General features: G+C 71.1%; 17 protein-coding genes. 10 read left to right on the forward strand and 7 right to left on the reverse strand.

What is annotated here, in order from left to right:
- Positions 1 to 107: 107 nt before the first annotated feature.
- Both ACT54X_RS00125 and purB read right to left on the reverse strand, forming a co-directional pair.
- Positions 108 to 668, reverse strand: a complete 561-nt coding sequence (locus ACT54X_RS00125; RefSeq protein WP_476344393.1) for a YaeQ family protein — start codon at positions 666 to 668, stop codon at positions 108 to 110.
- Positions 668 to 2,062, reverse strand: coding sequence for an adenylosuccinate lyase (purB, locus tag ACT54X_RS00130; RefSeq protein WP_076504976.1), 1,395 nt, complete (start codon positions 2,060 to 2,062; stop codon positions 668 to 670). Before purB ends, ACT54X_RS00125 begins: the two co-directional genes overlap by 1 nt.
- A 114-nt stretch (positions 2,063 to 2,176) precedes the next feature.
- On the opposite strand from purB, the gene ACT54X_RS00135 reads away from it, so the two are divergent.
- Together ACT54X_RS00135 and ACT54X_RS00140 are read left to right on the forward strand one after the other, a co-directional pair.
- Positions 2,177 to 2,791 carry a glutathione S-transferase N-terminal domain-containing protein gene (locus ACT54X_RS00135; RefSeq protein WP_294366043.1) on the forward strand — a complete coding sequence of 205 codons (615 nt, stop codon included), beginning with the start codon at positions 2,177 to 2,179 and terminating at the stop codon, positions 2,789 to 2,791.
- 416 nt (positions 2,792 to 3,207) lie between these two features.
- The gene (locus ACT54X_RS00140) at positions 3,208 to 4,071 is read left to right on the forward strand and encodes a ferritin family protein (protein WP_294366045.1); all 864 of its coding nucleotides are present in this window, start codon (positions 3,208 to 3,210) and stop codon (positions 4,069 to 4,071) included.
- A gap of 58 nt (positions 4,072 to 4,129) precedes the next feature.
- Here the strand turns inward: ACT54X_RS00140 and ACT54X_RS00145 are convergent, their stop codons facing one another.
- Entirely contained in the window at positions 4,130 to 5,383 is a 1,254-nt protein-coding gene (locus ACT54X_RS00145; RefSeq protein ID WP_476344396.1) for a septal ring lytic transglycosylase RlpA family protein, read from the reverse strand.
- 7 nt (positions 5,384 to 5,390) lie between these two features.
- Positions 5,391 to 8,126, reverse strand: a complete 2,736-nt coding sequence (gene glnE / locus ACT54X_RS00150; RefSeq protein WP_476344398.1) for a bifunctional [glutamate--ammonia ligase]-adenylyl-L-tyrosine phosphorylase/[glutamate--ammonia-ligase] adenylyltransferase — start codon at positions 8,124 to 8,126, stop codon at positions 5,391 to 5,393.
- 127 nt (positions 8,127 to 8,253) lie between these two features.
- Between glnE and ACT54X_RS00155 the strand changes: the two genes are divergently transcribed.
- From ACT54X_RS00155 to ACT54X_RS00170, 4 genes are read left to right on the forward strand one after another with little or no spacing between them, the layout of a single operon-like run.
- Positions 8,254 to 12,303 carry a YhdP family protein gene (locus tag ACT54X_RS00155; protein WP_294366051.1) on the forward strand — a complete coding sequence of 1,350 codons (4,050 nt, stop codon included), beginning with the start codon at positions 8,254 to 8,256 and terminating at the stop codon, positions 12,301 to 12,303.
- Positions 12,300 to 13,118 (forward strand): carbon-nitrogen hydrolase family protein, encoded by an 819-nt coding sequence (locus tag ACT54X_RS00160; protein WP_294366053.1) that lies wholly within the window; start codon positions 12,300 to 12,302, stop codon positions 13,116 to 13,118. Before ACT54X_RS00155 ends, ACT54X_RS00160 begins: the two co-directional genes overlap by 4 nt.
- Before the next feature lie 16 nt (positions 13,119 to 13,134).
- Positions 13,135 to 15,207 carry an ATP-binding protein gene (locus tag ACT54X_RS00165; protein ID WP_476344401.1) on the forward strand — a complete coding sequence of 691 codons (2,073 nt, stop codon included), beginning with the start codon at positions 13,135 to 13,137 and terminating at the stop codon, positions 15,205 to 15,207.
- Positions 15,208 to 15,212: 5 nt separating this feature from the next.
- On the forward strand, positions 15,213 to 15,848 hold the full coding sequence (locus ACT54X_RS00170) for a response regulator transcription factor (RefSeq protein ID WP_354319180.1): 636 nt from the start codon (positions 15,213 to 15,215) through the stop codon (positions 15,846 to 15,848).
- Between the two features lie 110 nt (positions 15,849 to 15,958).
- On the opposite strand, the gene ACT54X_RS00175 is transcribed toward ACT54X_RS00170, so the two are convergent.
- Entirely contained in the window at positions 15,959 to 16,627 is a 669-nt protein-coding gene (locus ACT54X_RS00175) for a YiaD family glycine zipper/OmpA-like lipoprotein (protein ID WP_294366055.1), read from the reverse strand.
- A 313-nt stretch (positions 16,628 to 16,940) separates the two neighbouring features.
- On the opposite strand from ACT54X_RS00175, the gene mltA reads away from it, so the two are divergent.
- Together mltA and ACT54X_RS00185 are read left to right on the forward strand one after the other, a co-directional pair.
- Complete coding sequence (gene mltA / locus ACT54X_RS00180) at positions 16,941 to 18,287, forward strand: murein transglycosylase A (protein ID WP_476344403.1); 1,347 nt, start codon at positions 16,941 to 16,943, stop codon at positions 18,285 to 18,287.
- 156 nt (positions 18,288 to 18,443) lie between these two features.
- A complete protein-coding gene (locus ACT54X_RS00185) occupies positions 18,444 to 20,447 on the forward strand; it encodes a PhoX family protein (RefSeq protein WP_354319177.1) in 2,004 nt (667 codons plus the stop codon).
- Between the two features lie 79 nt (positions 20,448 to 20,526).
- Here ACT54X_RS00185 and ACT54X_RS00190 read toward each other — a convergent pair whose 3' ends face one another.
- On the reverse strand, positions 20,527 to 20,823 hold the full coding sequence (locus ACT54X_RS00190; protein WP_244917632.1) for a hypothetical protein: 297 nt from the start codon (positions 20,821 to 20,823) through the stop codon (positions 20,527 to 20,529).
- Positions 20,824 to 21,082: 259 nt separating this feature from the next.
- Here ACT54X_RS00190 and ACT54X_RS00195 point away from each other — a divergent pair, with 259 nt between their 5' ends.
- Both ACT54X_RS00195 and ACT54X_RS00200 read left to right on the forward strand, forming a co-directional pair.
- On the forward strand, positions 21,083 to 21,586 hold the full coding sequence (locus ACT54X_RS00195) for a hypothetical protein (RefSeq protein WP_043117100.1): 504 nt from the start codon (positions 21,083 to 21,085) through the stop codon (positions 21,584 to 21,586).
- A 212-nt stretch (positions 21,587 to 21,798) separates the two neighbouring features.
- Positions 21,799 to 22,983 (forward strand): metallophosphoesterase, encoded by a 1,185-nt coding sequence (locus ACT54X_RS00200; protein ID WP_476344405.1) that lies wholly within the window; start codon positions 21,799 to 21,801, stop codon positions 22,981 to 22,983.
- Here the strand turns inward: ACT54X_RS00200 and ACT54X_RS00205 are convergent.
- Positions 22,958 to 24,517, reverse strand: coding sequence for a UdgX family uracil-DNA binding protein (locus ACT54X_RS00205; protein ID WP_476344406.1), 1,560 nt, complete (start codon positions 24,515 to 24,517; stop codon positions 22,958 to 22,960). The two genes, ACT54X_RS00200 and ACT54X_RS00205, sit on opposite strands and share 26 nt — an antisense overlap.
- Between the last annotated feature and the right edge of the window lie 17 nt (positions 24,518 to 24,534).

A 24,534-nucleotide genomic window follows, 5' to 3' on the forward strand; every position in this document is an offset into this window, starting at 1 on the left:
AGAGCGCGACGCATCGAACCGCCGTCTGCCAAAGAGAGTGCGCCTGCCGACGCCCTCTCCCGCAGCACGATGCGCTGCGCGAACGCCGTGTTAGCGCGAGCCCGCGCTCACTTCAAGCGCTGTGGCTCGATGTCGACGGAGCGCTCGCCGTCGCCAAGCATCAGCACGCCCTCCTGGACCGTGGCCTGCAACTGCATGCTGCGCTGGGCCAGGGCCGACAGTTGCTGCGAGGCCGCCGTGGGAATGCGCCACACCTGCAGGTTCTGCGGCCGGGTCAGCCTGGTCTCGATGCCGCGCCACCAGACCTCGGCGGAGCTGGCGAAGGCGTAAACCACCACCTGGTCCGCCTTGCCGCAGGCCTTGGTCACCGGCTTGTCCTCGGGCTGGCCCACCTCGATCCACAGCCGCGTGCGACCGGTGAAGTCGCGCAGCCAGACATCGGGTTCGTCCGGGTCGGACAGGCCGGCGCCGAAGGCCAGCTGGCCGTCGCCGCCGCACATGGCCTCCAGCTGGTGCGCCTGAAGGGCCAGCGCCGCCAGGCGGATCATCATGCGTTCGTCGGTCTCGCTCGGATGGCGGGCCAGGGTCAGCGCATGGTCGGCGTAGTAGCCGTGGTCGATGTCGGCCACGGCCAGGTTGGCCTTGAAGATGGTGGACTTGAGCGCCATCAGGCTTGGCCGCCGCCCACGCGTCGGGCCAGCTCGGCCGCCTTGCCGGTGTAGCTGCCGGGCGTCATCGCCAGCAGTCGCTCCTTCTCGGCCTCGGGGATCTCGAGCGAGCGGATCAGCCCGTGCAGCGCCTCGGCCGTCACCGCCTGGCCGCGGGTCACTTCCTTGAGCTTCTCGTAGGCGCCGGCCACGCCGTAGCGGCGCATCACGGTCTGGATCGGCTCGGCCAGCACTTCCCAGCTGCTGTCCAGGTCCTCGGCCAGGGCGGCCTCGTTGAGCTCCAGCTTGCCCAGACCGGTGGCCAGGCTGGCATACGCCAGCACGGCATAGCCGAAGGCCACGCCAACGTTGCGCAGCACGGTCGAATCGGTCAGGTCGCGCTGCCAGCGGCTGATGGGCAGCTTTTCCGACAGGTGGCGCAGCAGCGCATTGGCCAGGCCCAGGTTGCCTTCGGCGTTCTCGAAGTCGATCGGATTGACCTTGTGCGGCATGGTCGACGAGCCGATCTCGCCCGCCTTGAGCCGCTGCTTGAAGTAGCCCAGGCTGATGTAGCCCCACACATCGCGCGAGAAGTCGACCAGGATGGTGTTGGCCCGCGCCAGCGCGTCGAACAGCTCGGCCATGTAGTCGTGCGGCTCGATCTGGATGCTGAAGGGCTGGAAGACCAGACCCAGGCCCTGCGGCGCCGGCGTCTCGACCACCTTGCGGCTGAAGGCCTCCCAGTCGAAGTCGGGCCAGGCGGCCAGGTGGGCGTTGTAGTTGCCCACGGCGCCGTTCATCTTGCCCATGAGCTTGACCGCGGCGATCTGCTCGCGCGCCTTGGCCAGGCGCACCGCGACGTTGGCGATCTCCTTGCCCACGGTCGTCGGGCTGGCGGTCTGGCCGTGGGTGCGGCTGAGCATGGGCACGGCGGCGAAGTCCCCAGCCATCTTGCGCAGCGTGGCGAGGATGCCGTCCAGCGCCGGCAGCACCACCTGGTCGCGCGCGGCCTGGATCTGCAGCGCATGGCTGGTGTTGTTGATGTCCTCGCTGGTGCAGGCGAAGTGCACGAACTCGGCGGCGGACTCCAGCTCGGGCCGGGCCTCGAACTTGGACTTGATCCAGTACTCCACGGCCTTGACGTCGTGGTTGGTGGTCTTCTCGATCTCCTTGATGGCCAGCGCGTCGGCCTCGGAGAAGTGCGAGACCAGGCCCATCAGGTACTTGCGGGCGCCCGGCGTCAGCGGCTTGAACTCCGCGAAGCCGGCATCGGACAGGGCGATGAACCAGGCCACTTCGACCTGGACGCGGCGGTGCATGTAGCCCTGCTCGCTCATCAGCGGGCGAAGCGGCGCGAGCTTGCCGGCATAGCGGCCATCGAGGGGCGAAAGGGCGGAAACGGGCGCGAAACTCATCCCGGGATTGTAGGTGGCGCCTTGGCGGCAGGCGCCTTGGGCGGCCCGGCGGCGCTCCCTCTAGAATCCGCCGCGCCCCGCCTCCCCTGGCCCACTTTCGAGGATCCTGCCTGCATGAAACTCATCGGATCGACGTCCAGCCCCTACGTGCGTAAGGTGCGCGTCGTCATGGCCGAGAAGCGCCTGGACTACGAGTTCGTGCAGGAAGACGTGTGGGCCGACGACACCACCATCGCCACCTCCAACCCTCTGGGCAAGGTGCCCTGCCTGGTGATGGACGGCGGCGACGCCATGTTCGACTCGCGCGTGATCGTCGAGTACCTCGACACCCTGTCGCCGGTGGGCAAGCTCATCCCCGCCTCGGGCCGGGAGCGCGCCGAGGTGAAGACCTGGGAAGCCCTGGCCGACGGCGTGATGGACGCCGGGGTGCTCTGGCGCATGGAAGCCGTCTGGCCCAAGCGCGCCGACAGCGAGCGCAGCCAGGCCTGGATGGACCGCCAGCGCGGCAAGGTCGAGGCCGGCATCGCCGCCATGGCCAAGGGCCTGGGCGACAAGCCCTTCTGCAGCGGCATCCATCTGAGCCTTTCGGACATCGCGGTCGTTTGCGCCCTGGACTGGATCGGCTTCCGCTTTCCCGACCTGGACTGGCGGGCGGAGCATCCTTCGCTGGCCCGCCTGTGCGACAAGCTCCACCAGCGGCCGAGCATCAAGGACACGGCCCCCCGCTGAGCGCCGCCTCACCCGTCGCAGCGGCGCCCCTGCGCCAAAGAAAAAGGCGCGATGGAAATCGCGCCTCGGAGAGGGCACTGCGACGCTGCCGGGCACCGGTGCCAATTGTTAAAAAGATGCTGCGAGATATCCCGACACGAAGGAGGGAGGGAGGGAGGAGGAGAAGAGTCGCCTCGGGATGCTTCGACCGGCTCTGAATCCGGAAGATCTCGCAGCATCGAAAACCGTTGAGCGGAATGGTCCGCGCTCACCCTTTCTCCGAGCGTAGGCCGACTTCCATGGTTCCCGTGGGAGTCTGTAAATTTCCGTAAGCCCGTCTTCGCGGCACGGCGGAAGACCCCGCGGCGGCTCGGACAACGGCACCGATGCGCCCGGGCGACCGGGACAATGCAAGGTTCACCCACAGACCTTCGGACATGCTTTACCCCGATCTCTTCAAGCAGCTCGAATCGGTTCGCTGGGACATGGCGACCGACATCCCCTGGCAGGACTTCGACGGCGCGCGCCTGTCCGACGAACAGGCGCAGACCATCAAGATGAACGCCATCACCGAATGGGCGGCGCTGCCGGCGACCGAGATGTTCCTCCGGGACAACCGGCACGACAGCGACTTCAGCGCCTTCATGTCCATCTGGTTCTTCGAGGAGCAGAAGCATTCGCTGGTGCTGATGGAGTACCTGCGGCGCTTCCGCCCCGACTGCGTGCCCAGCGAGGAAGAACTCCATCAGGTGCGCTTCGACTTCGACCCCGCGCCGCCGCTGGAGACGCTGATGCTGCACTTCTGCGGCGAGATCCGGCTGAACCACTGGTACCGCCGCGCGGCCGAATGGCACAGCGAGCCCGTCATCAAGCACATCTACACCACGCTCTCGCAGGACGAGGCGCGCCACGGCGGGGCCTACCTGCGCTACATGCGCCGCGCACTCGAGAAGTGCGGCGACGAGGCGCGTGCGGCCTTCGCCAAGGTGGGCGTGCTCATGGCCAGCGCCCGCCGCACCGCCCAGGCGCTGCACCCGACCAACCTGCACGTCAACAAGGCGCTGTTCCCGCGCGACACGGTGCAAAGCCGCATGCCCGATCCGGACTGGCTGGAACACTGGCTCGACCAGCAGATCCGCTTCGACGCCGTGTGGGAAGGCAAGGTGGGCGAGCGCATCCTGCACAACCTGGGGCTGCTGTTCAACCGCAGCTTCAAGACGGTGCAGGACCTGAATCGCTACCGCAAGGAACTGACGAGCCGGATCGGCTCGCCGGCCGGACCCGCCCCGCAGGGCACCTGAGCCGCACTCGGCCGCTGCGCCCGGATCGGCCCGGGGCGGAAGCCGTCGGGGCAGGCCTTCAGCGGCGTTCCACCGCGAAGGGCGACAGGCCCAGCGCACCGCGCAGGGGTCCGACCGCCGCCTGCGCGGCGTCGCGCGTGGCATAGGGGCCGACCTGCACCTTGTGCGCCCCCGCTTCTTCGACGATGCGCAGGCGGCCCGCCAGTTCGGGCTGGGAGGCGGCCACGCGCGCCAGCAGCGTCTGCGCCCCATCGCGCTCGCGGAAGGCACCGAGTTGCATCCATACGCCTGCAGCGATGGCTGACGAGGCAGACGCTGCCGCGCCTGCGGCGGACGGTGGCGACACGCCAGGGGCGGCCGCCGAGCCGGGCAGCGTTGCGGCAGGAGCAGCAGCCGGGGGCGCCGGCACGGGCGCTGGCGTCATCGGCGCCAGCGGCGCGACTTCCATGTTGCGGAAACGCGGCGGCGGCTTGGCGGGCGGTGACGCTGCAGGCGTAATGGCTGCGGGCAGCTCGGGCCCCGCTGAAGCAGGTGCCGCATCGCTGGTCACGGCCGTGGACGCCTGCGCCAGCCGCCAGACCGGCACCGGTGCGGATGTCGAAGGCGACGCCGCCGCGTTCGCCGGGACCGCCGCGACCGGCTGCACCCAGGCGGCCGGCACAGGCACGGCCTCGGCCTGCGCCGACGACGCCACCGCTCGTGACGACGCGACGGCAGTCGACGCCGCGGCCAGCTGCGTGTCCGACGGCCGGCGCCAGGCGCCGGTGCGGATCGCCTCGTTGGTCAGCCGCTCCACCTCCACCGGCGCCACGCCGCGCAGCAGGTCCAGCCGCAGCGCCGCCGTGTAGCTCAGGTCGATGATGCGGTCGTCGCGGAAGGGGCCGCGGTCGTTCACCCGCACGATCACCTCGCGCCCGTTGGCCGGGTTGCGCACCCGCGCGTAACTCGGCAACGGCATGGTGCGATGGGCGGCCGTCATGGCATACATGTCGTAGGGCTCGCCGTTCGCGGTGGAGCGCGCATGGAAACCCTGGCCGTACCAGGAGGCCAGACCGCGCTCGACCAGCGGCCGGTCGTCGGTGAGGGGCGTGTAGCTGCGGCCGGCGACGGTGTAGGGCCGGCTGGTCCCGCCCTCTGCGCGGATGGGCTCGACGCGAGGCTCGGCATCGGGCGTCTGCGCCAGGCCCGCGGGTGGATTGCGGGGCGGGCCATCGCGCGGCGCACTGGCGCATCCGGCCAGCACGGCGGCGACGCAGGCCGCCGTCCAGGTCGCCCACCGCAAAGGCATGCCGACGAGCGCGTGGCCGCGCATGCCCGCCTCAGCCAAAGACCGCCTCCCACAGCGCCAGCATGGCGGCGCGCTCGCGGGCCGCCAGCTCGGGCGGCACCTGCGTGGGCGCTTCGTCCAGCCGCGCGCGATGCTGCAGGCGGCGCAGCTCGCGGTAGGCATCGCCGGCTGCGCGGCCCACGCCGGCCGGCAGCAGGCCGGCGGCCTCGGCGCGTTGCAGCAGCGCGATGTTGCCCACGTTGTCCAGCAGCGCCGGTACCTCGCCCGAATGGGCCAGCACCAGGTACTGCACGGCGAACTCGGCGTCCACCATGCCGCCCGCGCTGTGCTTGACGTCGAAGCGGCCAGGGCGCACCGGGTGGGCGGCGCGCACCTTCTCGCGCATGGCGACGATCTCCTTGCGCAGGGCGGCACGGTCACGCGGGGCGGCGATGACGGCGTGACGCACCGCGTTGAAGCGCGCGCCCAGCTCCGCGCTGCCCAGCACATAGCGGGCGCGGGTCATGGCCTGGTGTTCCCAGGTCCAGGCGGTGTTGCTGCCGCGGCCCAACTGGTACTTCTCGTAGGCGTTGAAGGTGATGGTCAGCAGGCCCGAGTTGCCGTTGGGCCGCAGCGCGGTGTCGATCTCGAACAGGTCGCCTTCGCGCGTCTTGATGGTCAGCCAGTTGATGAGCTTGCGCACGTAGGCCGCGTAGACCTCGGGCGCGCGCTCGTCCTCGTCTTCATAGACGAACACGATGTCCAGGTCGCTGCCGTAGCCCAGCTCCTTGCCGCCGAGCTTGCCGTAGCCGATGACGGCGAAGCGTGGCAGTTCGGCGTGCCGGTTGCGCACATGCGGCCAGCACCAGCGCGCGGTGATGGCCAGCACGGTGTCGGCCAGCGCACTCAGGTCGTCGGCCACTTGCTCCACCGTCAGCCGGCCTTCGAGGTCGCGCGCCAGGATGCGGAAGACTTCGGCATGGTGGGCGCGGCGCAGCAGGTTCATCAGCGCCTCCTCGTCGGCCTCGCCGGTGCGCGAGAGCGAGCGGTGGCGGGCTTCCAGCTCGCCCTCGAACTCCGGGGCCGAGAAGCGCGCGGCCAGCATGTCGGGGCTGGCGAGTTCGTCGATCACGCCGGGGTGCTGCAGCAGGTAGCGCGCCGGCCACTTGGCCGCGCCCAGCAGGCGCAGCAGGCGCTCGTGCACGCCGGGGCGCTCGACCAGCAGCGCCAGGTAGCTTTCGCGGCGCAGCAGCGGCTCGATCCAGTCGGCCCATCGGAGCGCCGCGTCCACGGGATGGGCACAACGGTCGCCTGCGGTCGAGGCCTCGGCCTCCTGCAGCCAGCGGCCGGTGCGGATCACCAGTTGCCGCAGCCGCGCGCGGGCCTCGTCGCGCAGGGCGGCGATGCGCGGGTTGTCCGCCCAATGGCGCACGCGCTCGGCGAAGGGCGCGGGCAGGCTGGCCAGCAGCTCACCCAGATCCTGCGGCGCCGCACGCTGGCCGGCGCCGCCGCGCTGGCAGCTGCCGCCGCTGCAGCGCTTTTCGCCGCCGAGCAGCGTGTCGAATTCCTGGGCCACGAACTCGCGGTAGGTGTCCAGCTTCTCCAGGAAGGCACAGCAGTCCGGAAAGTCCAGCGTGGCGGAGATCCAGCGCAGGTCTTCGTCGGCCACGGGCAGCATGTGGGTCTGCTGGTCGTCCAGGTACTGGATGCGGTGCTCCACCTGGCGCAGGAAGCGGTAAGCGCGGTCGAGCTCGTCGGCCGTGGCCTGGGGCATGAGGCCGGCACGCGCCAGACGCTGCAGGGCGTCGAGCGTGGGCCGCGTGCGCAGCTCCGGAAACTGCCCGCCGCGCACCACCTGCAGCAGCTGCACGATGAATTCGATCTCGCGGATGCCGCCGCGCGAGAGCTTGACGTCATTGGCCCGCTCGGGTCGGCCAGCGCTGCGGCGCATGGCCTGCTCGCGGATCTGGCGGTGCAGCGAACGCAGCGCGTCGAACACGCTGTAGTCCAGGTAGCGGCGGAAGACGAAGGGCAGCACCACGCCGCGCAGGGCCTGGGCGCTGCCCGATTCGATGGCCGCCGTGGGCGCCACCACGCGGCTCTTGAGCCAGGCGAAGCGTTCCCATTCGCGGCCCTGGACCTGGAAGTACTCCTCCAGGGCATCGAGCGAGACCACGCTGGGGCCCGAGTTGCCGTTGGGCCGCAGCGCCAGGTCGACGCGAAAGACGAAGCCGTGCTCGGTCGTGTCGCCCACCAGCTGGTAGATGCGCTTGACCGCGCGACCGAAGTAATCCTGGTTGGCGATGCTGCCGCGGCCCTGGGCGTCGCCGGCGGTGTCGCCGTCCTGGTCGTACAGGTAGATGAGGTCGATGTCGCTGGAGACGTTGAGCTCGCGCGCGCCCAGCTTGCCCATGCCCACGATCCACAGCTGGGCCCGCTGGCCGTCGGCGGTGCGTGGCGCGCCATGCACGGCGTCGAGTTCGGCGCAGGCCTCGCGGCAGGCGGTGTCGAGGGCGAACTCGGCCAGCTCGGTGACGGCCAGCAGCACTTCCTCGAGGGGCGCGCGCTCATCGCAGTCGCGGGCGATCAGGCGCTCCATGACCAGCTGGCGCACGATGCGCAGCGCATCGCCCGTGGGCCGGCCGGCCGCGCGCAATGCGGCGAGCGCGCTCTCCATATGGGGGCGGCGGGGCGCCCCGGGGGGCAGCAGCGTCAGTTCGTCGGCGTAGCGCCGGCGCAGCCGCTGCACGAAACGAGAGCCCGATGAAAGCCCTCGCGAGGGCGGCATGGCGGCCGACGAGACAGCCGGCTGCGCATGCTCCGAAATCGGACGGTTTGAGGGGCCGTCTCCGCCGGCCGGCTCGGAACCGGGCCAGGGGCGGCCGGTCATAATTTCCGACACAGCGCGATCCTTCATGAATGTCACGACGCCATCTCCTCCACGTCTGCTCAGGATCGCAGCTGCCGCAGCACGCTGGCTGCTGGCCCTGGTGGTGGCCGGCTGGTTGCTCGTCGGCCTGTGCGTCGTCGTCCTACACGCGTGGATTGTGCCGCGGATCGGCGAGTGGCGCGGCGCGCTGGAGGCGCAAGCCAGCCGTCTCGCAGGGGTACCCGTTCGCATCGGCTCGCTGGAGGCGTACTCCAGGAGCCTGTTCCCGACCATCGAGCTGCACGACGTCGTGCTGGAAGACCCCGGCCGCGGCGAGGCGTTGCGGCTGGCGCGCGTCGTGGCCAGCGTGTCGCCGCGCTCCCTGTGGCACCGCGGCTTCGAGCAGCTCTACATCGAGCGGCCCGAGCTCGACGTGCGGCGCGATGCCGACGGCCGGCTGCGCATCGCCGGCGTGGTGCTCAACCCCGACGACCGCAAGGACGACAGCCCGGGCGCCGACTGGCTCTTCTCCCAGCGCGAGGTGGTGGTCGAGCACGGCACGGTGCGCTGGACCGACGAGACACGCGATGCGCCCACGCTCACGTTGGCAGACGTGCGCTTCGTGGTGCGCAATGGCGTGCGCAGCCACGCGATGCGGCTGGACGCCACGCCCCCCGAGGGCTGGGGGCAGCGCTTCTCCATCAACGGCCGATTCCGCCAGCCGCTGCTGAGCCTGCGCAGCGGCGACTGGCGCGACTGGAGCGGCCAGCTCTATGCCGACCTGCCCGCCATCGACGTCACCCGGCTGGGCCAGTACGTCAAGCTCGACGCCCGCATCCGCGAGGGCGAAGGTGCCGTGCGGGCCTGGATCGACGTCGAATCCGGCCGGGCCGTGGGCGGCGCGGCCGACCTGGCCCTGTCGCGCATCGACGCCGTGCTCGGGGCCCAGCTCGAGCCCCTGCAACTGCGCGACCTGACCGGGCGCCTCGCGGTACGCGCCACCGACCAGCTGTTCGAGTTCTCGACGCAGAACCTGCAGTTCGCCACCGGCGACGGACAGCGCTGGCCCGGCGGCAACTTCTGGCTGCGCACCCAGCCGGCCAACGGGCGCACGCCCGAGAGCGGCGCCCTGCGCGCGGACCAGCTGGACCTGGGCGCGATGGCCCTCATTGCCGACCGGCTGCCCATCGGCACCCAGGTGCGGCGCCTGCTCGCGGTGCGGGCGCCGCGCGGCCTGCTCGAACACATCGAGGGCAGCTGGCAGGGCCCGGCCGATTCGCCCACGCGCTACCAGGCCAGGCTGCGCGTGAAGGGCTTGGCGGTGGCGGCGGACGGACGCAACGCCACGCCCGATGGCCACCAACTGGGTTCGCCTGGCGTGCGTGGCCTGGATGCCGAGGTCGACCTGAACCAGGCCGGCGGCACCGCCCGGTTGGCGATCCGCAACGGCGCGGTCGACGTGCCGGGCGTGTTCGAGGAACCCTCGGTGCCGGTCGACCGGCTCGACACCACCGTGCACTGGAGCCGCAAGGACGAGGACATCGAGGTTCAGCTGCCCGATCTGCGCCTGACCAATGCCGACGCGGAAGGCAGCGCGCAGATCCGCTGGCACACCGGGCAGCCCGCACCCGCCGGGCAGGGCCGCTTTCCGGGCGTGCTCGATCTCACGGCCCAGCTCACCCGCGCCGACGGCACCCGTGTGCACCGCTACCTGCCGCTGGGCATCCCGGCCGAGACGCGCCACTACGTGCGCGACGCCGTGGTCAAGGGCCGCGCCAGCGACGTGCAGTTCCGCATCCGCGGCGACCTGCACCATGTGCCTTCGGCGGCGCCGCAGGACGCCTTCCGCATCACAGCCCAGGTGCAGGACGTGCACTTCAACTACGTGCCGCATGTGCCCACCGGCCACGCGGCCTGGCCGGCCGTTACCGGCCTGTCGGGCGAACTGGTGTTCGACCGGCAGACGATGCAGGTGCTGAACGCCCGCGGGCGCATGGCGGGGGCGCCCTCCATCGAACTGGTCAAGGGCGAGGCCCGCATTCCCGACCTCGCCCATGCGCCCCGGCTGCTGCTGCAGTTGCAGGCCCGCGGCCCGGTGGCCGACCTGTTGCGCCAGGGCGCGCCGCTCACCGGCGACGCCCGCAGCTTCATCGGGGGCATCCAGGCCAGCGGAAACGCCGACTACCGCTTCGACATGGACATGCCGCTCACGCAGATGGCGCAGACGCAGGTCAAGGCCAGCGTCGCCCTGCCGGGCAACGACGTGCGGCTGGTGCCGAATTCGCCATCGTTCACGCAGGTCAAGGGCACGCTGCAGTTCACCGACAGCGGCTTCTCGCTGGCCGGCGTGCAGGCCCAGTTGGCCGGCGGCCCCATCCGCATCGAAGGCCAGGGCGGCTACGGCGGCACCACCAAGCCGCTTGCGCTCAAGGCCCAGGGCCAGTTCACGGCCGAAGGCCTGCGCACGGTGGAAGGCCAGCCCGAACTCAACGGTTTGGCCGGCCGGCTGCAGGGCGGCAGCAGCTACACGGCCAGCCTGCAGCTGCAGAACGGCGTCCCCGACTTCCAGTTCGAGAGCAGCCTGCAGGGTCTGGGCATGGACCTGCCGGCACCCCTGGGCAAATCTGCCGAAGCGACGCGCCCGCTTCGCCTCGGCCTGCGCCAGGCCGAGGAAGCGCGCCGCGGCCGCACCGAGACCATCGACGTGCGCCTGGGCGACGTGGCCTCGGCCGAGTACGTGCGCGAGCTCGACACGCCGCAGCCCACCGTGGTGCGCGGCGCGCTGCGTGTCGGCACGGCCGTGGCCGGCTCGAAGACGCTGCCGGCCAACGGCGTGCTGGCGCAGATCCACCTGGACGACATCGACGTGGACGCCTGGCGCGCCCTGGCGACGCAGAAGGCGCCGGCCGCCCCGGCCACGCCCGCACCGCCGGGCACCGCCCAGGCGGTGGCCGCCTCGCCCTGGCTGCCCAACCGCGTTGCGCTGCAGGCCGGCCGCCTGCAGGTGGCCGGCCGCACGCTGCACGATCTGACGGTGGACGGCACCATCGAAGGTAATCTGTACAAGGCCAAGGTGCAGGCCCGCGAGCTGAGCGGCAGCGTCGAGTACCGCAACCAGGCGCCCGCCCAGGTGAAGGCGCGGCTGGCCTACCTGCGCATCGCGCCGGGCGAGTCGCGCGAGCAGGTGGAGTCGCTGCTCGACACCGCCCCGCCCGAGGACCTGCCGGCGCTGGACGTGGTGGTGGACGACCTGGAACTGCTCGGCCGCCACCTGGGCCGGGCCGAGATCGTGGCGGCCACGCAGTCCGCCGAAGGCGGCCGGCGCGAATGGCGGCTCGACAAGCTGGCCTTCACGCTGCCCGAGGCGCGCCTGGAGGCCAAGGGCCGCTGGGCACCGCCCACCTCCACGGGCGCCAAGCGCCACATGATGCTGGACTTCACGCTCGACATGCAGGATGCCGGCGCGCTGCTCGGCCGCTTCGGCATGCCGGGCGTGCTGGCCTCCGGCAAGGGCCGGCTGGGCGGCGACGTCCATTGGCAGGGCTCGCCCTTCGACCTGGACCTGGCCTCGCTGGGCGGCCAGCTGCACGTGGACGTGACGAGCGGCCAGTTCCTCAAGGCCGAGCCCGGCATCGCCAAGCTGCTGGGCGTGATCAACCTGCAGGCGCTGCCGCGCCGGCTGACGCTGGACTTCCGCGACCTGTTCAGCGCCGGCTTCGCCTTCGACCAGATCCGCGGCGACGCGCGCATCGCCAACGGCATCGCCAGCACCAACAACCTGCAGATGAAGGGTGTGAATGCCGCCGTCTTCATGGACGGCTCGGCCGACATCGCGCACGAGACGCAGCAGCTGCGGGTGGTGGTGATTCCCGAGATCAACGCCGGCACGGCCGCGCTGGTGGCCACGGCCATCAATCCGGCAATCGGCCTGGGCACCTTCCTGGCGCAGATGGTGTTGAGCCGTCCGCTGGTGGCCGCCACCACGCAGGAGTTCCTGATCGACGGCACCTGGGCCGATCCGCGCGTGGTCAAGGTGCCGCGCGCGGCGGCACAACCGGGCGCCGGCACTGCCACCGACAACGAAGCCAAACCATGAAGATCGCCGCCATCCAGATGGTCTCGGGCCCCGTGCGCGAGGACAACCTCGCGCGGGCCCGCGCCCTGCTCGCCCAGGCCGCCGAGGCGGGTGCCGAACTGGCCGCGCTGCCCGAGTATTTCTGCCTCATGGGCCACCGCGACACCGACAAGCTGCCGCTGCGCGAAGCGCCCGGCCAGGGGCCCGTGCAGGACTTCCTGGCGGCCTGCGCCCGCGAGTTCGGCCTGTGGATCGTGGGCGGCACGCTGCCCCTGCAGGCGGCGGACGAGGCCCATGTGTTCAACACCTCGCTCGCCTATGCGCCGACGGGCGAATGCGTGGCGCGCTACGACAAGATCCATCTCTTCTGCTTCGACAACGGCCGCGAGCGCTACGACGAGGCGCGCGTCATTGCGCCGGGCGGCAGCCCGACGCTGTTCGAGCTGCCCTCGCGCGACGGCCATCGCTGGAAGGTGGGCCTGTCGGTCTGCTACGACCTGCGCTTTCCGGAGCTCTACCGCCAACTCTCGGCGCAGGGCGCGGAGCTGCTGCTGGTGCCGGCCGCCTTCACCCACACCACCGGCGAGGCGCACTGGGAGCTGCTGCTGCGCGCCCGCGCCATCGAGAACCTGGCCTTCGTGGCCGCGCCCGCCCAGGGCGGGCGGCACGAGAACGGCCGGCGCACCTGGGGCCAGACGCTGGTGGCCGAGCCCTGGGGCCAGCTGCTGGCCGAACGTCGCGACGAGGGCGAAGGCGTGGTGATCGCCGAGCTGGACATCGCGCGCCTGGCCGCCTGCCGCGAACAGCTGCCGGCGCTGGGCCACCGCGTGCTGTGAGCCGGGCCCGTCGTCGATGAGCGCCAGCCTGCCCGCCGCCGATCTGCCGATCGAGGCCGCCGCACTGCCGCCGCCGGGCTGGCGGCGCCTGCGCTCGATGTGGCGGCGCTGGTTCCTGTGGGTGCTGATGGCGCTGCTGGTGATGGGTCTGCTCATCACGGTGGTCTGGCTGGCGGGGCGCCACGAGATCGAGCAGGTGCAGCAGCGGCTGGAGCGCGACACCGCCGACGCCACGTCCGAGCTGCGCTCCGCGCTCGCGCGCAACCTGCAGAGCCTGCAGGCCACCGATGCCGACCCGCAGCGCTTTTCCAATGAAGCGGCGCAGCTGCTGCGCGGGCACCGCGAGTGGCTGCGCATCGAGCGGCGCGACGCCTCGCTGGTGCTGCAGACGGCCGAGGACACGCCCTACCGGCCGCATCCGCTGGACCTGCAGCAGCGCCCGTCCAGCCTGCCGGAGCTGGTTCAGGCCTGCACCGCGGCCGAGCGCCAGCGCGGCGGCGCCTATGCGCCCTCGCACTACCTGCCACTGCCCGGCGGCGGCGGCATCGAGGTGCTGGAGGTCTGCCTGCCCTCGCGCCACGGCGGCTACCTGATCGCCCTCTATTCGCTGCGCGGCGTGCTCTCCGAGATGCTGGACGCGAGCATGACCCGCGGCCAGGAGGTCTCGCTGCTGGAGCTGGACGGCACGCGCCTGGCCAGCATCGGCACCGCCCGGCGCGCCGGCAACCGCGTGTTCACGGCGCAGCAGGCGCTGGAACTGCCCGGCCTCACGCTGATGCTGCGCGTGGATGGCTGGCGCAGCGCGCCGGACCTCTTCCCCAACCTGCTCACCGGCCTGGTCACGGCCATGTCCATCGCGCTGGTGTCGGTGCTGGTGCTGCTGGCGCGCGACACGCGCAGGCGGCTGCGCGTGGAACACGACCTGTCGAACACCCTCGCCTTCCGCAAGGCGATGGAGGACTCGGTGCTCACCGGCCTGCGCGCCCGCGATCTGGACGGCCGCGTCACCTACGTCAATGCCGCCTTCTGCGACATGGTGGGCTTCACCGCCGAAGAGCTGCTGGGCCGCGCGGACGAGATGCCCTACTGGCCGCCCGAACTGGCCGCGGAATACCGCAACCGCCAGCACATGCGCCAGGCCAGCGGCGGCACGGCGCGCGAAGGCTACGAGTCGGTGTTCCGCCGCAAGGACGGCAGTCGCTTCCCGGTGCTGATCTTCGAGACGCCGCTGATCGACGACCGGCGGGTGCAGACCGGCTGGATGAGCGCCATCGTCGACCTGAGCGAGCAGCGCCGCATCGAGGAGATGTCGCGCGCCAGCCAGGAGCGGCTGCAGGCCACCGCCCGCCTGGCCACGGTGGGCGAGATGGCCTCGCTGCTGAGCCACGAGCTCAACCAGCCGCTGGCCGCCATCGCCAGCTATGCGACCGGGTCGATCAATCTGCTCGAAAGTCCGCCGCTGCCCGGCCAGGAGGCCGAGGACCGCCATCAGCTGGCGCTGGCCATGCGCCGCATCGCCGAGCAGGCCGAGCGCGCCGGCCGCGTGATCCGCAGCGTGCACGACTTCGTGCGCCGCCGCGAGCGCGCGCGCGAGCCGGTGACGCCGCTGCAGCTGTTCGAAGCCGTGATGCCGCTGGTGCAGCTGCAGGCCCGCAAGCTGGACGTGCGTGTCGAACTGAAGGTGCCCGCCAATCTGCCGCCGGTGTTGTGCGACCGCTCGCTGGTCGAGCAGGTGCTGCTCAACCTCGCGCGCAACGGCATGCAGGCCATGGACCGGCCCGAGCTGCGGCGCCGCGTGCTCACGCTCGGCGCAGAACTTGCGGACGGCGGTGCCGGCGACACCCGCCGCTGGATCGCCTTCAGCGTCGCCGACGAGGGCTGCGGCATCGACGCCGAAGTGCAGGAACGCCTGTTCACCCCCTTCTTCACCACCCGACGCGACGGCATGGGGCTCGGTCTGAGCCTGTGCCGCACGGTGGTCGAGCAGCACGGCGGCGCCCTCGGACACGCGCCCAACCGCCCGCGCGGCACCGTCTTCCGCTTCACGCTGCCGACGGGCCGCGGCGAGGCGGCGCCCCTTTCCTTCTGACCCCCATGCAACCCCTCATCGACGCCCTCATCTTCATCGTCGACGACGACGCGAGCGTGCGCGAGGCCCTGGCCTGGCTGCTGCGCTCGCGCCGCCTGGCCAGCGAGCATTTCGCCAGTGCCGACGCCTTCACCGCCCGGCTGGAGGAGAGCACCGCCTTCCGCAACCAGCCCCGCTGCCTGCTGCTGGACGTGCGCATGCCCGGAACCAGCGGCCTGGCGCTGTTCGACCGTCTGGCCGGCGCTGGCCAGCTGAACGAGATGCCCGTGATCTTCCTCACCGGCCATGCCGACGTGCCCACGGCGGTCGACGCCGTCAAGCGCGGCGCCTTCGACTTCTGCGAGAAGCCCTTCTCGGACAACGCCCTGGTGGACCGCGTGGAGGAGGCGCTGCGCCTGTCGCAGGCCGCCATCGACGTGCGGCAGGCGCGTCAGCGCATCCAGCAGCGGCTGGAGGAGCTGACAGAGCGCGAGCGCGAGGTATTGCGCCGTGTGGTGCGCGGACTGCCCAACAAGCTGATCGCCGACGAGCTGTCGATCAGCGTGCGCACGGTGGAAGTGCACCGCGCGCGCGTGTTCGACAAGATGGAAGTGAAGTCGGCCGTCGAGCTGGCCAACCTGCTGCGCGGCGCGGACGCCTGAGTGCGCCGCGCCCGGCCGGACGCGACAACGCCGCGGCCAGTCCCGAGGGACCGGTCCACGGCGTTTGGTCGTCCGACGCCGCCCACGGAGAAGGCAGGCGGCGCTGTGGATCAACCGCGGTTGGGGGCGCGCTCGCCGACGTAGATCTCGACGCGGCGGTTCTGCGCGCGGCCGGCGTCGGTGGCGTTGCTGGCCACGGGCTCGCGCGAGCCGCGGCCGTCGATCTGGATGGCCCGCGCCGGCACGCCGCGCGAGGTCAGGTAGTCGCGGGTGGCGGCGGCGCGCTGCACCGACAGCGGGTCGTTGATGGCGTCGGTGCCCGTGTTGTCGGTGTGGCCGATGATGCGCACTTCGGCGTTCGGGTTGTTGCGCAGGCCGGTGGCGAACTGGTCCAGCACGCCCGCCAGGGTCGGGCGGATGTTGGCGCGGCCGGTGTCGAAGCCGGCGTCGCTCGGGATGGCCAGCTTCAGCTCGTTGTTGGCGGTCTGGGACACGGCGATGCCGGTGCCCTGGGTGGCCTGCTCCATCTGGCGCTTCTGGTTCTCCATGCGCTGCGACCACAGGTAGCCGCCCAGGGCGCCCACGCCGGCCCCGATGGCCGCGCCGGTGGCGGCCGTGCGGCTGTTGCCGGTGGCGGCGCCGATGGCCGCGCCGCCCAGCGCGCCGATGCCGGCGCCCATGCCGGTGGTGCGTTGGGTGTCGCTCATGTTGGCGCAGCCGGTCAGGGCCACGGCCAGGGTGGCGGCACTGAGGACGAGCTTGCCGGAAAGTCTTTGCATGGTTGTTTCTCCTTGGATGGCACCCGCCTGACCATGGCCGGGACGTCCGTCCACCCGGCGGGTTGGCGCCATTATGGGAGGCGCCCGGCCTGGCGGCGAGGCATCGGAGGCAGCGGGTCCTGCCCCCTCAATATGCGGATCTTTCTTTGTCGGCAAGACTTGATTGCTATCAAAAATGAACCGCCCGACCCTTTGGCGCCCGGCAGGTCGCATGCCCTTCCCACAGAGCGCTGGCCGACTGTCCGACAGGGTTCAGGGCTTCTGCTCGGGGTCCTCGTCCGGGGGCAGTTCACCCCCGCGACGACCGTGGAACATGGTCCACCACACAATCAGCACCAACACCGCCAATGCGGCGAATGCCTCCAGCAAAATCAAGTACATGCGTCCCAATGCTCCACAAGTTTCGCGGCTGCTCACCCTGGAGGGCCGCCTGGCCATTTCGCCCGAGCCAACGCCCTCGCGCAGCGGCACGGCCCTGCGCCGGCACGGCCCCGGGCGCTGGCGCGGCCTGGCGGCCGTGGCCGCGGCGGCCATCGTAGCGGTGCTGGCCGGCTGCGCCTCGGCGCCGGTACCTCCCGCGCGCACGGTGGCGCCCACCGCGCCACCGCCCCAGCCGCCGCTGGCGCCGCTCACGGGGCCGCTCACCCATCCCAAGAGCCGCTGGGTCCCCGTCGATTGGTCCGAATTGCCCGGCGTGCAGGACGACGCCATGCACGAGGCCTGGATCGTGCTCATGGCCAACTGCCAGCGTCCCAACGCCGTGATCTCGCCGCTGTGCCAGGAGCTGCGCCGGCTGTCGATCGGCACGCCCGAGGAGCAGCGCGCCTTCCTGATGGAGCGGCTGCAGCCCTACCGCGTGGAGGCGGCCGATGGCCAGTCGCAGGGCATGCTCACCAGCTACTACGAGCCCGTCTTCGAGGCCAGCCGCACACCCTCTTCGACCTATGCCGTGCCGCTCTACCAGACGCCGGCCGGCTGGGCGCCGCGCCGGCCCTGGTACACCCGCCAGCAAATCGACACCCTGCCCGAGGCCCAGGCGGCGCTGCGCGGGCGCGAGATCGCCTGGCTGTCCGACCCGGTCGATGCACTGATGCTGCACATCCAGGGCTCCGGCCGGCTGCAGGTCACCGAGCCCGACGGCAGCCGCCGCACGGTGCGCCTGGCCTTCGCCGGCACCAACGAGCAGCCCTACCGCAGCGTGCAGCAGTGGCTGGCCAGCCAAGGCGTGTCGCCCATCGGCCGCTGGCCGGAGGACGTGAAGGACTGGGCGCGCCAGAACCCCCAGCGCGTGCAGCAGATGCTGTGGAGCAACCCGCGCTACGTGTTCTTCCGCGAGGAGCCGCTGACCGAGCTGGATGCCGCCTTCGGCCCGCGCGGTGCCCAGGGCGTGCCGCTGACGGCGGGGCGTTCCATCGCGGTGGACCGCGAGTCCATCCCCTACGGCACGCCGGTGTGGCTGGCCACCAGCGGCCCGGTGGCGCAGATGTCGCGGCTGGTGGTGGCGCAGGACACGGGCAGCGCCATCCTGGGTGCCGTGCGCGCCGACTTCTTCGCCGGCACCGGCGCCGAGGCCGGCCGCTTCGCGGCGCGCATGAAGCAGCCGCTGCGGCTGTGGGCGCTGTGGCCGCGCGGGGTGGATCCCTCGGGCGCCGGATTCTGAGGAGCCCCGGCCGGCCTGGCGCCTATCGCAAAAAACTGCCACCAGGCTGACCATTTCACGCCGCTGTCATCGAGCGGCGCCATCGTCACGGCTTTCGGCCAGCGCCCGACCTCCGCGGCGGCCCGGCCTTGTTCTCCCCAGTTAGAGAGTCCGACGATGACGACCCACGACAGCACCCTTTCCGTCCCCACGCGCCGCAAGGCGCTGAAGCTCTTCGGCACCGCGCCGCTGCTGCCGCTGGGCGGCGCCGCCCTGCTGACCGCCTGCGGCGGCGGCAGCGACGGCAACTTCAACTTCGCGGGCGTGACGCCCAGCCCGGCGCCCGCCCCTGCGCCCGTTCCGGCACCCGCCGCGCAGTACGTGTCCACCGAGTTCAGCAGCATGCCCGCGCCATCGCTCGTCAAGCCGGCCGAGATGGCGACCACGACGACCAGCTCGGTCATGAAGGTCGCGTTCAACGACGGCAGCAGCGTCAGCTACAACCTGGCCTACCAGCCCTACTTCATCAGCGGGCAGATGGTGCCGGACGGCAAGGGCGGCACCGTCCTGGCCGGCGGCTACTACGACATCAACAACAAGCCGATCATCGACAGCTCGGTGGCCGGCAAGGAGCGCCAGTTCTTCTCGGACTGCGCCGATGGCAGCTCGCTGCTGACGGTGCCGGGCGCCAAGGTGAGCGGCGTCAAGGGCAATGCGGTGTTCGCCGTGGTGCAGTTCGAGTACACCAGCCTGGCGCAGGATCGCAAGACCGACATGTATGGCAAGCTGCCCTCGCCCATCGCCGTGCTCACGCTCGATCAGGACCCGAAGACGGGCAAGCTGTCGCTGGTCAAGTACCACAACGTCGACACCTCGGCCGCGCATGGCCTGTGGATCACCTGCGGCGCCAGCCTGTCGCCCTGGGGCACCCATCTGTCGAGCGAGGAGTACGAGCCGGACGCCTTCACCATCGCCTCCAACACGATGTTCCAGGCCTACAGCAAGAACGTGTTCGGCGATGCGACCAAGGCCAACCCGTACCACTACGGCCATCTGCCCGAGATCACCGTCAATGCCGACGGCACCGGCAGCTGCAAGAAGCATTACTGCCTGGGCCGCATCTCGCACGAGCTGATCCACGTCATGCCCGACGAGCGCACCGCGCTGATGGGCGACGACGCCACCAACGGCGGCCTGTTCATGTTCGTGGCCGACAAGGCCCGTGATCTGTCGGCTGGCACGCTGTACGTGGCGCGCTACGACGAGGTGCTGACGGACACCAGCACCGCCAGGCTCACGTGGATCAACCTCGGCCATGCCACGAGCGCGGAGATCGAGGCGCTGGCCAACGCCCTGGTGCCCACGGACATCATGGACGTGCAGACCGCCGATCCGGCCGACGCGACGTACACCCGGATCATGTACAGCGGCAAGGCCAACTGGATCAAGGTCAAGACCAACAAGGACAAGGCCGCCGCCTTCCTGGAAACCCACCGCTATGCCGCCCTCAAGGGCGGCAGCATGGCCTTCACCAAGATGGAAGGCACGACGGTGAACGTCAAGGACAAGGTGGCCTACTCGGCGCTTGCCAATGTGCAGAGCTCGATGGTCAACGGCAACAGCGCCTGGATGAGCAGCGCCAACGTGACCTTCCCCAAGGTGCTGAACTGCGGCGTGGTGCTGGAGCACAAGCTGGGCGGCGGCGCCAAGGATTCCTCCGGCGCGGCCATCGACAGCGAATGGGTGGCGGTGAGCTCGCGCGTGCTGCTCACGGGCGAGGACCTGAGCACCCCCGACAGCCTGGGCAACACGACCAACCCGGACAAGATCTCCAGCGCGGACAACCTGAAGTTCTCCGAGAAGATGCGCACGCTCTTCATCGGTGAAGACAGCGGCCACCACGTCAACAACTTCCTGTGGGCGTACAACGTGGACACGAAGAAGCTGTCGCGCATCCTCTCGACGCCGGCCGGCGCCGAATCCACCGGCCTGCATGCGGTGGACGAGATCAATGGCTGGACCTACATCATGAGCAACTTCCAGCACCCGGGCGACTGGGGAAGCATCCACAACGTCGTCAAGGGCACGCTGGAGCCGCTGATCCGCTCGAACTACGGCGACGGTTGCGCGGTCGGCTACCTCACCGCAGACCCCGTCCAGTACCGACTGGTCAAGGGCTGAGCGCGCAGGGCGGCCCGGCGCGATGCCGCCCGGCCGCCTCGAAGGCGCGTCCGTCGTGGCCTGACGGGCGCGCCCTTCCTCAGGTGACCTTGGAGATGACCCGCGCCACGCGGGCCACGCCGCCGGTGCCGCTGGCGGCGCGTGCCACCAGGGCACCGCCGGCCGCCGCCTTGACCAGCCGGCCCAGGATCGAGCGGCTCCGGCCCGAGGACAGCAGCAGGGCCACCCCCAGGCCCAGCACCACCAGGTGCTCGCCCGGCAGGTCGGGGCGTCGGGCATCGAAGGCCTTCATCGCGTCGAGCCAGGATTGCTGGCCGTCGGTGCGGGCGGGCTCAACGGGCGAGTCGGGCGTCTGGGGGAAACCGGGCTGGGTCATGGCAGGCATCGGAAATAGGCAGAGAAGCGACGCTTGTAGACCGCCGGGCGGCCCCCGCCTGTAGGTGCACGCCCGCTGCCGATGCCCCATGCTGGCGCATTCCGGCGCCAAAGCCCGCCCGTGCCGGCGCCTGCTGTCAAGGGGAGCAGTCCCCAGACTGCGCCCGATTCTTGCTGAGCACAATGGCCCGGCCGCCGTTGCGGCCCGCAAGGCCGGGTCGATCCGGGCCGCGCACCGTCCACCGTTGTTGAAGAAGTCCATGTCCTTCCGGCTCTCCCGTCTTCTTTCCGCCGCCGTCACCGCCGGCGCCTGCGTCCTGTCTGCGGGCCCTGCCTCCGCCGCGCCGCTGCCGGACATCCTCATGGCGCCGCAGGGCACCGAATACATGTGCGGTGGCGTGGGTCGAGAACAGCAGGCCTTCATGGAGATGGTCTCGCCGCGCTGGGGCGCCACGCTCGAGTTCGCGGTCTCGCGCGGCCAGCGCGGCCAGTTCGACGAGCCCGTGAAGGTGCGCGTGGTCAACAAGTACAACGGCGAACAGGTGCTCGACGCGGTCGCCCATGGTCCGTACATGCTGGCGCGGCTGGCTCCCGGCACCTACGACGTGCAGGCGACGCTCGGGCCGTTGACGCTCACGCAGACGCTCAACGTGGCGCTGGGCGCCCCGGGACGGACGCTGTTCCTGTGGCCGTCCAACTTCGACATCGCCGCCGCCACGCATCCGCCGCAGGCCCTGGCCCAAGGTCCGCAGGCCGACCACTGACAAGGTGTGAACGGCCCCGACATGCCCGCTCGTCCACGCCGGATTCATTCACACCTTGTGAGCGCGGGGCGTCCGGGGTCGCCCGCCGGTTGGCTCACACGCCGGCGGTAATTTCTTACCTTTAGCGCTTTTTATTACCCGCTTCTGCAAGGACAGCGGGTTTCCCCACGTGCGCATTTTGCTGCGGCGCAGCAAAATGGCGCCCGCCTGCCATGCCTCTCGCTCCCCTCGCCTTTCTGACCACGCTGCTGCACGTCTTCCTGGCCGTGCGGCTGCTGCCTGCCCTGGCGCAGGCGACCGGCGCCTGGCCGGTCTTCGCGCTGCTGCTGCTGCTGTCGGCCGTGACCATGCCGCTGCCCTTCCTTCGCCAACTGCCCCTGCCCGACGTGCTGCGCGCCCCGGTGCGCTGGGTCGGCCTGCTGGCCATGGGCTGGTTCTCCTCGGTGTTCGTGCTGGCGGTGCTGCGCGACATCGGGCTGCTCTCGGCCTGGGCCGTCACGCGGCTCGCCGATCTGTCCATGGACCGCGCCTCGTGGGAACAGGGCAGCGCCCTGGCCGTCATGGCACTGGCCACGGCCGATTCGCTGGTGGGCTTGTTCTTTGCCCGGCGCACGCCGCCGGTGCGCCGCGTGGAGGTGCCCATCGCCGGGCTGCCCGCGCGCCTGGCCGGCTTCACCATCGCCCAGTTGAGCGACCTGCATGTGGGCCCGACCATCCGCGCCGCCTACATCGCCCGGATCGTGGAGGAGGTGAACCGGCTTGGCGCCGACATGGTGGCCATCACCGGCGACCTGGTCGACGGCTCGGTGGCCGAACTGCGCGCGCATGTGGCACCGCTCGCGCGGCTGCGGGCGCGCCACGGCACCTTCGTGGTGACCGGCAACCACGAGTACTACGCCGGCGCTCATGCCTGGATCGACGAACTGCGCCGCCTGGGCCTGAAGGTGCTGCTGAACGAGCATGTCGTGCTGCAGACGCGCAGCGTGCACGGCGCGCAGACCGACGAGGAGATCCTCGACAGCGCGCTGCTGGTGGCCGGCGTGACCGACTACACCGCCGGCCACTTCGACGCCGCGCATGAAAGCGATCCCCAGGAGGCGCTGCGCGATGCGCCTCCGATGGTGGCGACGCGCATCCTGCTCGCCCACCAGCCCCGCAGCGCGCCTGCGGCTGCCGAGGCCGGGTTCCAGCTCCAGCTGTCGGGCCACACGCATGGCGGACAGTTCTTTCCCTGGAACCTGTTCGTGCCGCTGCAACAGCCCTTCACGGCGGGCCTGCACCGGCTGCAGGACATGTGGGTCTACGTGAGCCGGGGCACCGGCTACTGGGGACCGCCCAAGCGCCTGGGTGCCCCCTCGGAGATCACGCTCGTCACGCTGCGGCGCGCGGACGATTGAAGGCCGGATCCTCTCCGCGCAGGTAGCCGCCGGCGAGGGCGAGGTCGTCCAGCCAGGCGCGCCAGGCCGTCTCCCGGTCGGCGGGGTCGCCCCGCAGCAGCGCCGAAGGATGCAGCGTGACGAGCACCGGCAGATCGTCCAGTCCGGTGAGCCACTGCCCGCGCTCGCTCATCACCGGCACGGCGCGCCCCACCAGCGCACGGGCGGCGGTGGCGCCCAGGGCCACGAAGGCCTGGGGACGCACCAGCGCGATCTCCCGCTCCAGCCACTGCTGGCAGGCCAGCACTTCGCGCTGGCCCGGGCTCTTGTGGATGCGGCGCGTGCCGCGCAGCTCGAACTTGAAATGCTTCACCGCATTGGTGAGGAAGAGCGCCTCGCGCGGCCAGCCCAGCTCCTCCAGTGCACGGTCCAGCAGGCGACCGGCCGGACCAACGAAGGGATGACCCACCAGGTCCTCCTGGTCGCCGGGCTGTTCGCCCACCAGCATCAGCGGCGGACGCAGCGCGCCCTCGCCGAAGACGACCTGCGTGGCGTGCTCGCCGAGCGGACAGTCGCGGCAGCGATCGGCGGCCTTGGCGAGGGAGGTGAGCGTCAGCGCGGGGTCCTGGGCCGTGTCCACCGGCGGCAGCGGGGCGCGGGCGGGAATGCGGCGGCGCGGCTCGGCCGGCACGGTCTGCACCATCCGGCCCGTGCGCTCGGCCGCCTGCGCCGCCAGGGGCGCGATGAGTTGCGCCTCCGGCAGGTTCGCCCAGTACTTGCGCGGCATCTCCCGCGCCATCATCGACAGCTTGAGCCGGGCGGGATTGAAGACGTGGGCGTAGTAGGTGAGCCACAGCGCCTCGCCCTCATCCGGCCCTGGGGCCTGGGCCCGCGAGGCGCCGGGGCCGAACTCCAGTTCGCCGGGCAGGGCCTCGTCACCCGCCAGGGGCGGCGTGTCCTTGGGCGCCGGCGTCCAGCGGACGGAGCACTCGGGCGTCAGGATGGCCCAGTGCATCTGCGTGAAGCGCCGCACGAAGAAGGGCGCCACCGCTTCGACGATGTGGTGCTCCGGCTCGAACCACGCCACGGAGAGCGCCGGCTCGCCTTCGGGCTGGCCGACGGGACGGAAGCGCACGAAGGCCTTCATCTTGTGCATGTCGCGCCGCACGGACTGGAGCATCTGCCGCGCGCGCAGGCGATCGGGGTCCAGCGGGTCCTGCCGCAGTCCGCGCTCGTGCACCAGCCGCCACAGCAGGCGGTAGAGCAGCGCGAAGCGTTGCGGGTCCTGATGCAGCACCACCTTCTCACACAGCGTGATGAAGGCGGGTGGCACCACCAGCCTCCCGGGCCGCGACGCACTGAGCGGACGATGCGCCGCCGCAGGGGCGAGAGGCGCAGGCGCGGCCTCGGCCTGCCACAGCTGCGGCGCGGGGTGGCCCGGCGTCTGCCACACCACCTCGTCGGGCGGGACCAAGGACGCCAGCAGCGTGCGTGCCTCACGACGGAAGCCCGGCCAATCGATCTCGCTTTCCAGGGTGATGACACGGGGACTCATGGCATGCAAGGTAGGGA

Source organism: Pseudacidovorax sp. DMC4 (assembly GCF_056314265.1).

Bases quoted from the DNA above. Each gene is read 5' to 3' on its own strand.
- ACT54X_RS00160 (WP_294366053.1), top strand. From the start codon at position 12,300: ATGAAGATCGCCGCCATCCAGATGGTCTCGGGCCCCGTGCGCGAGGAC.
- ACT54X_RS00155 (WP_294366051.1), top strand. From the start codon at position 8,254: ATGAATGTCACGACGCCATCTCCTCCACGTCTGCTCAGGATCGCAGCT.
- ACT54X_RS00145 (WP_476344396.1), bottom strand. From the start codon at position 5,383: ATGCGCGGCCACGCGCTCGTCGGCATGCCTTTGCGGTGGGCGACCTGG.
- ACT54X_RS00175 (WP_294366055.1), bottom strand. From the start codon at position 16,627: ATGCAAAGACTTTCCGGCAAGCTCGTCCTCAGTGCCGCCACCCTGGCC.
- ACT54X_RS00195 (WP_043117100.1), top strand. From the start codon at position 21,083: ATGTCCTTCCGGCTCTCCCGTCTTCTTTCCGCCGCCGTCACCGCCGGC.
- ACT54X_RS00125 (WP_476344393.1), bottom strand. From the start codon at position 668: ATGGCGCTCAAGTCCACCATCTTCAAGGCCAACCTGGCCGTGGCCGAC.
- ACT54X_RS00165 (WP_476344401.1), top strand. From the start codon at position 13,135: ATGAGCGCCAGCCTGCCCGCCGCCGATCTGCCGATCGAGGCCGCCGCA.
- ACT54X_RS00205 (WP_476344406.1), bottom strand. From the start codon at position 24,517: ATGAGTCCCCGTGTCATCACCCTGGAAAGCGAGATCGATTGGCCGGGC.
- ACT54X_RS00190 (WP_244917632.1), bottom strand. From the start codon at position 20,823: ATGACCCAGCCCGGTTTCCCCCAGACGCCCGACTCGCCCGTTGAGCCC.
- glnE (WP_476344398.1), bottom strand. From the start codon at position 8,126: ATGCCGCCCTCGCGAGGGCTTTCATCGGGCTCTCGTTTCGTGCAGCGG.
- ACT54X_RS00135 (WP_294366043.1), top strand. From the start codon at position 2,177: ATGAAACTCATCGGATCGACGTCCAGCCCCTACGTGCGTAAGGTGCGC.
- mltA (WP_476344403.1), top strand. From the start codon at position 16,941: ATGGTCCACCACACAATCAGCACCAACACCGCCAATGCGGCGAATGCC.
- purB (WP_076504976.1), bottom strand. From the start codon at position 2,062: ATGAGTTTCGCGCCCGTTTCCGCCCTTTCGCCCCTCGATGGCCGCTAT.
- ACT54X_RS00200 (WP_476344405.1), top strand. From the start codon at position 21,799: ATGCCTCTCGCTCCCCTCGCCTTTCTGACCACGCTGCTGCACGTCTTC.
- ACT54X_RS00170 (WP_354319180.1), top strand. From the start codon at position 15,213: ATGCAACCCCTCATCGACGCCCTCATCTTCATCGTCGACGACGACGCG.
- ACT54X_RS00185 (WP_354319177.1), top strand. From the start codon at position 18,444: ATGACGACCCACGACAGCACCCTTTCCGTCCCCACGCGCCGCAAGGCG.
- ACT54X_RS00140 (WP_294366045.1), top strand. From the start codon at position 3,208: ATGCTTTACCCCGATCTCTTCAAGCAGCTCGAATCGGTTCGCTGGGAC.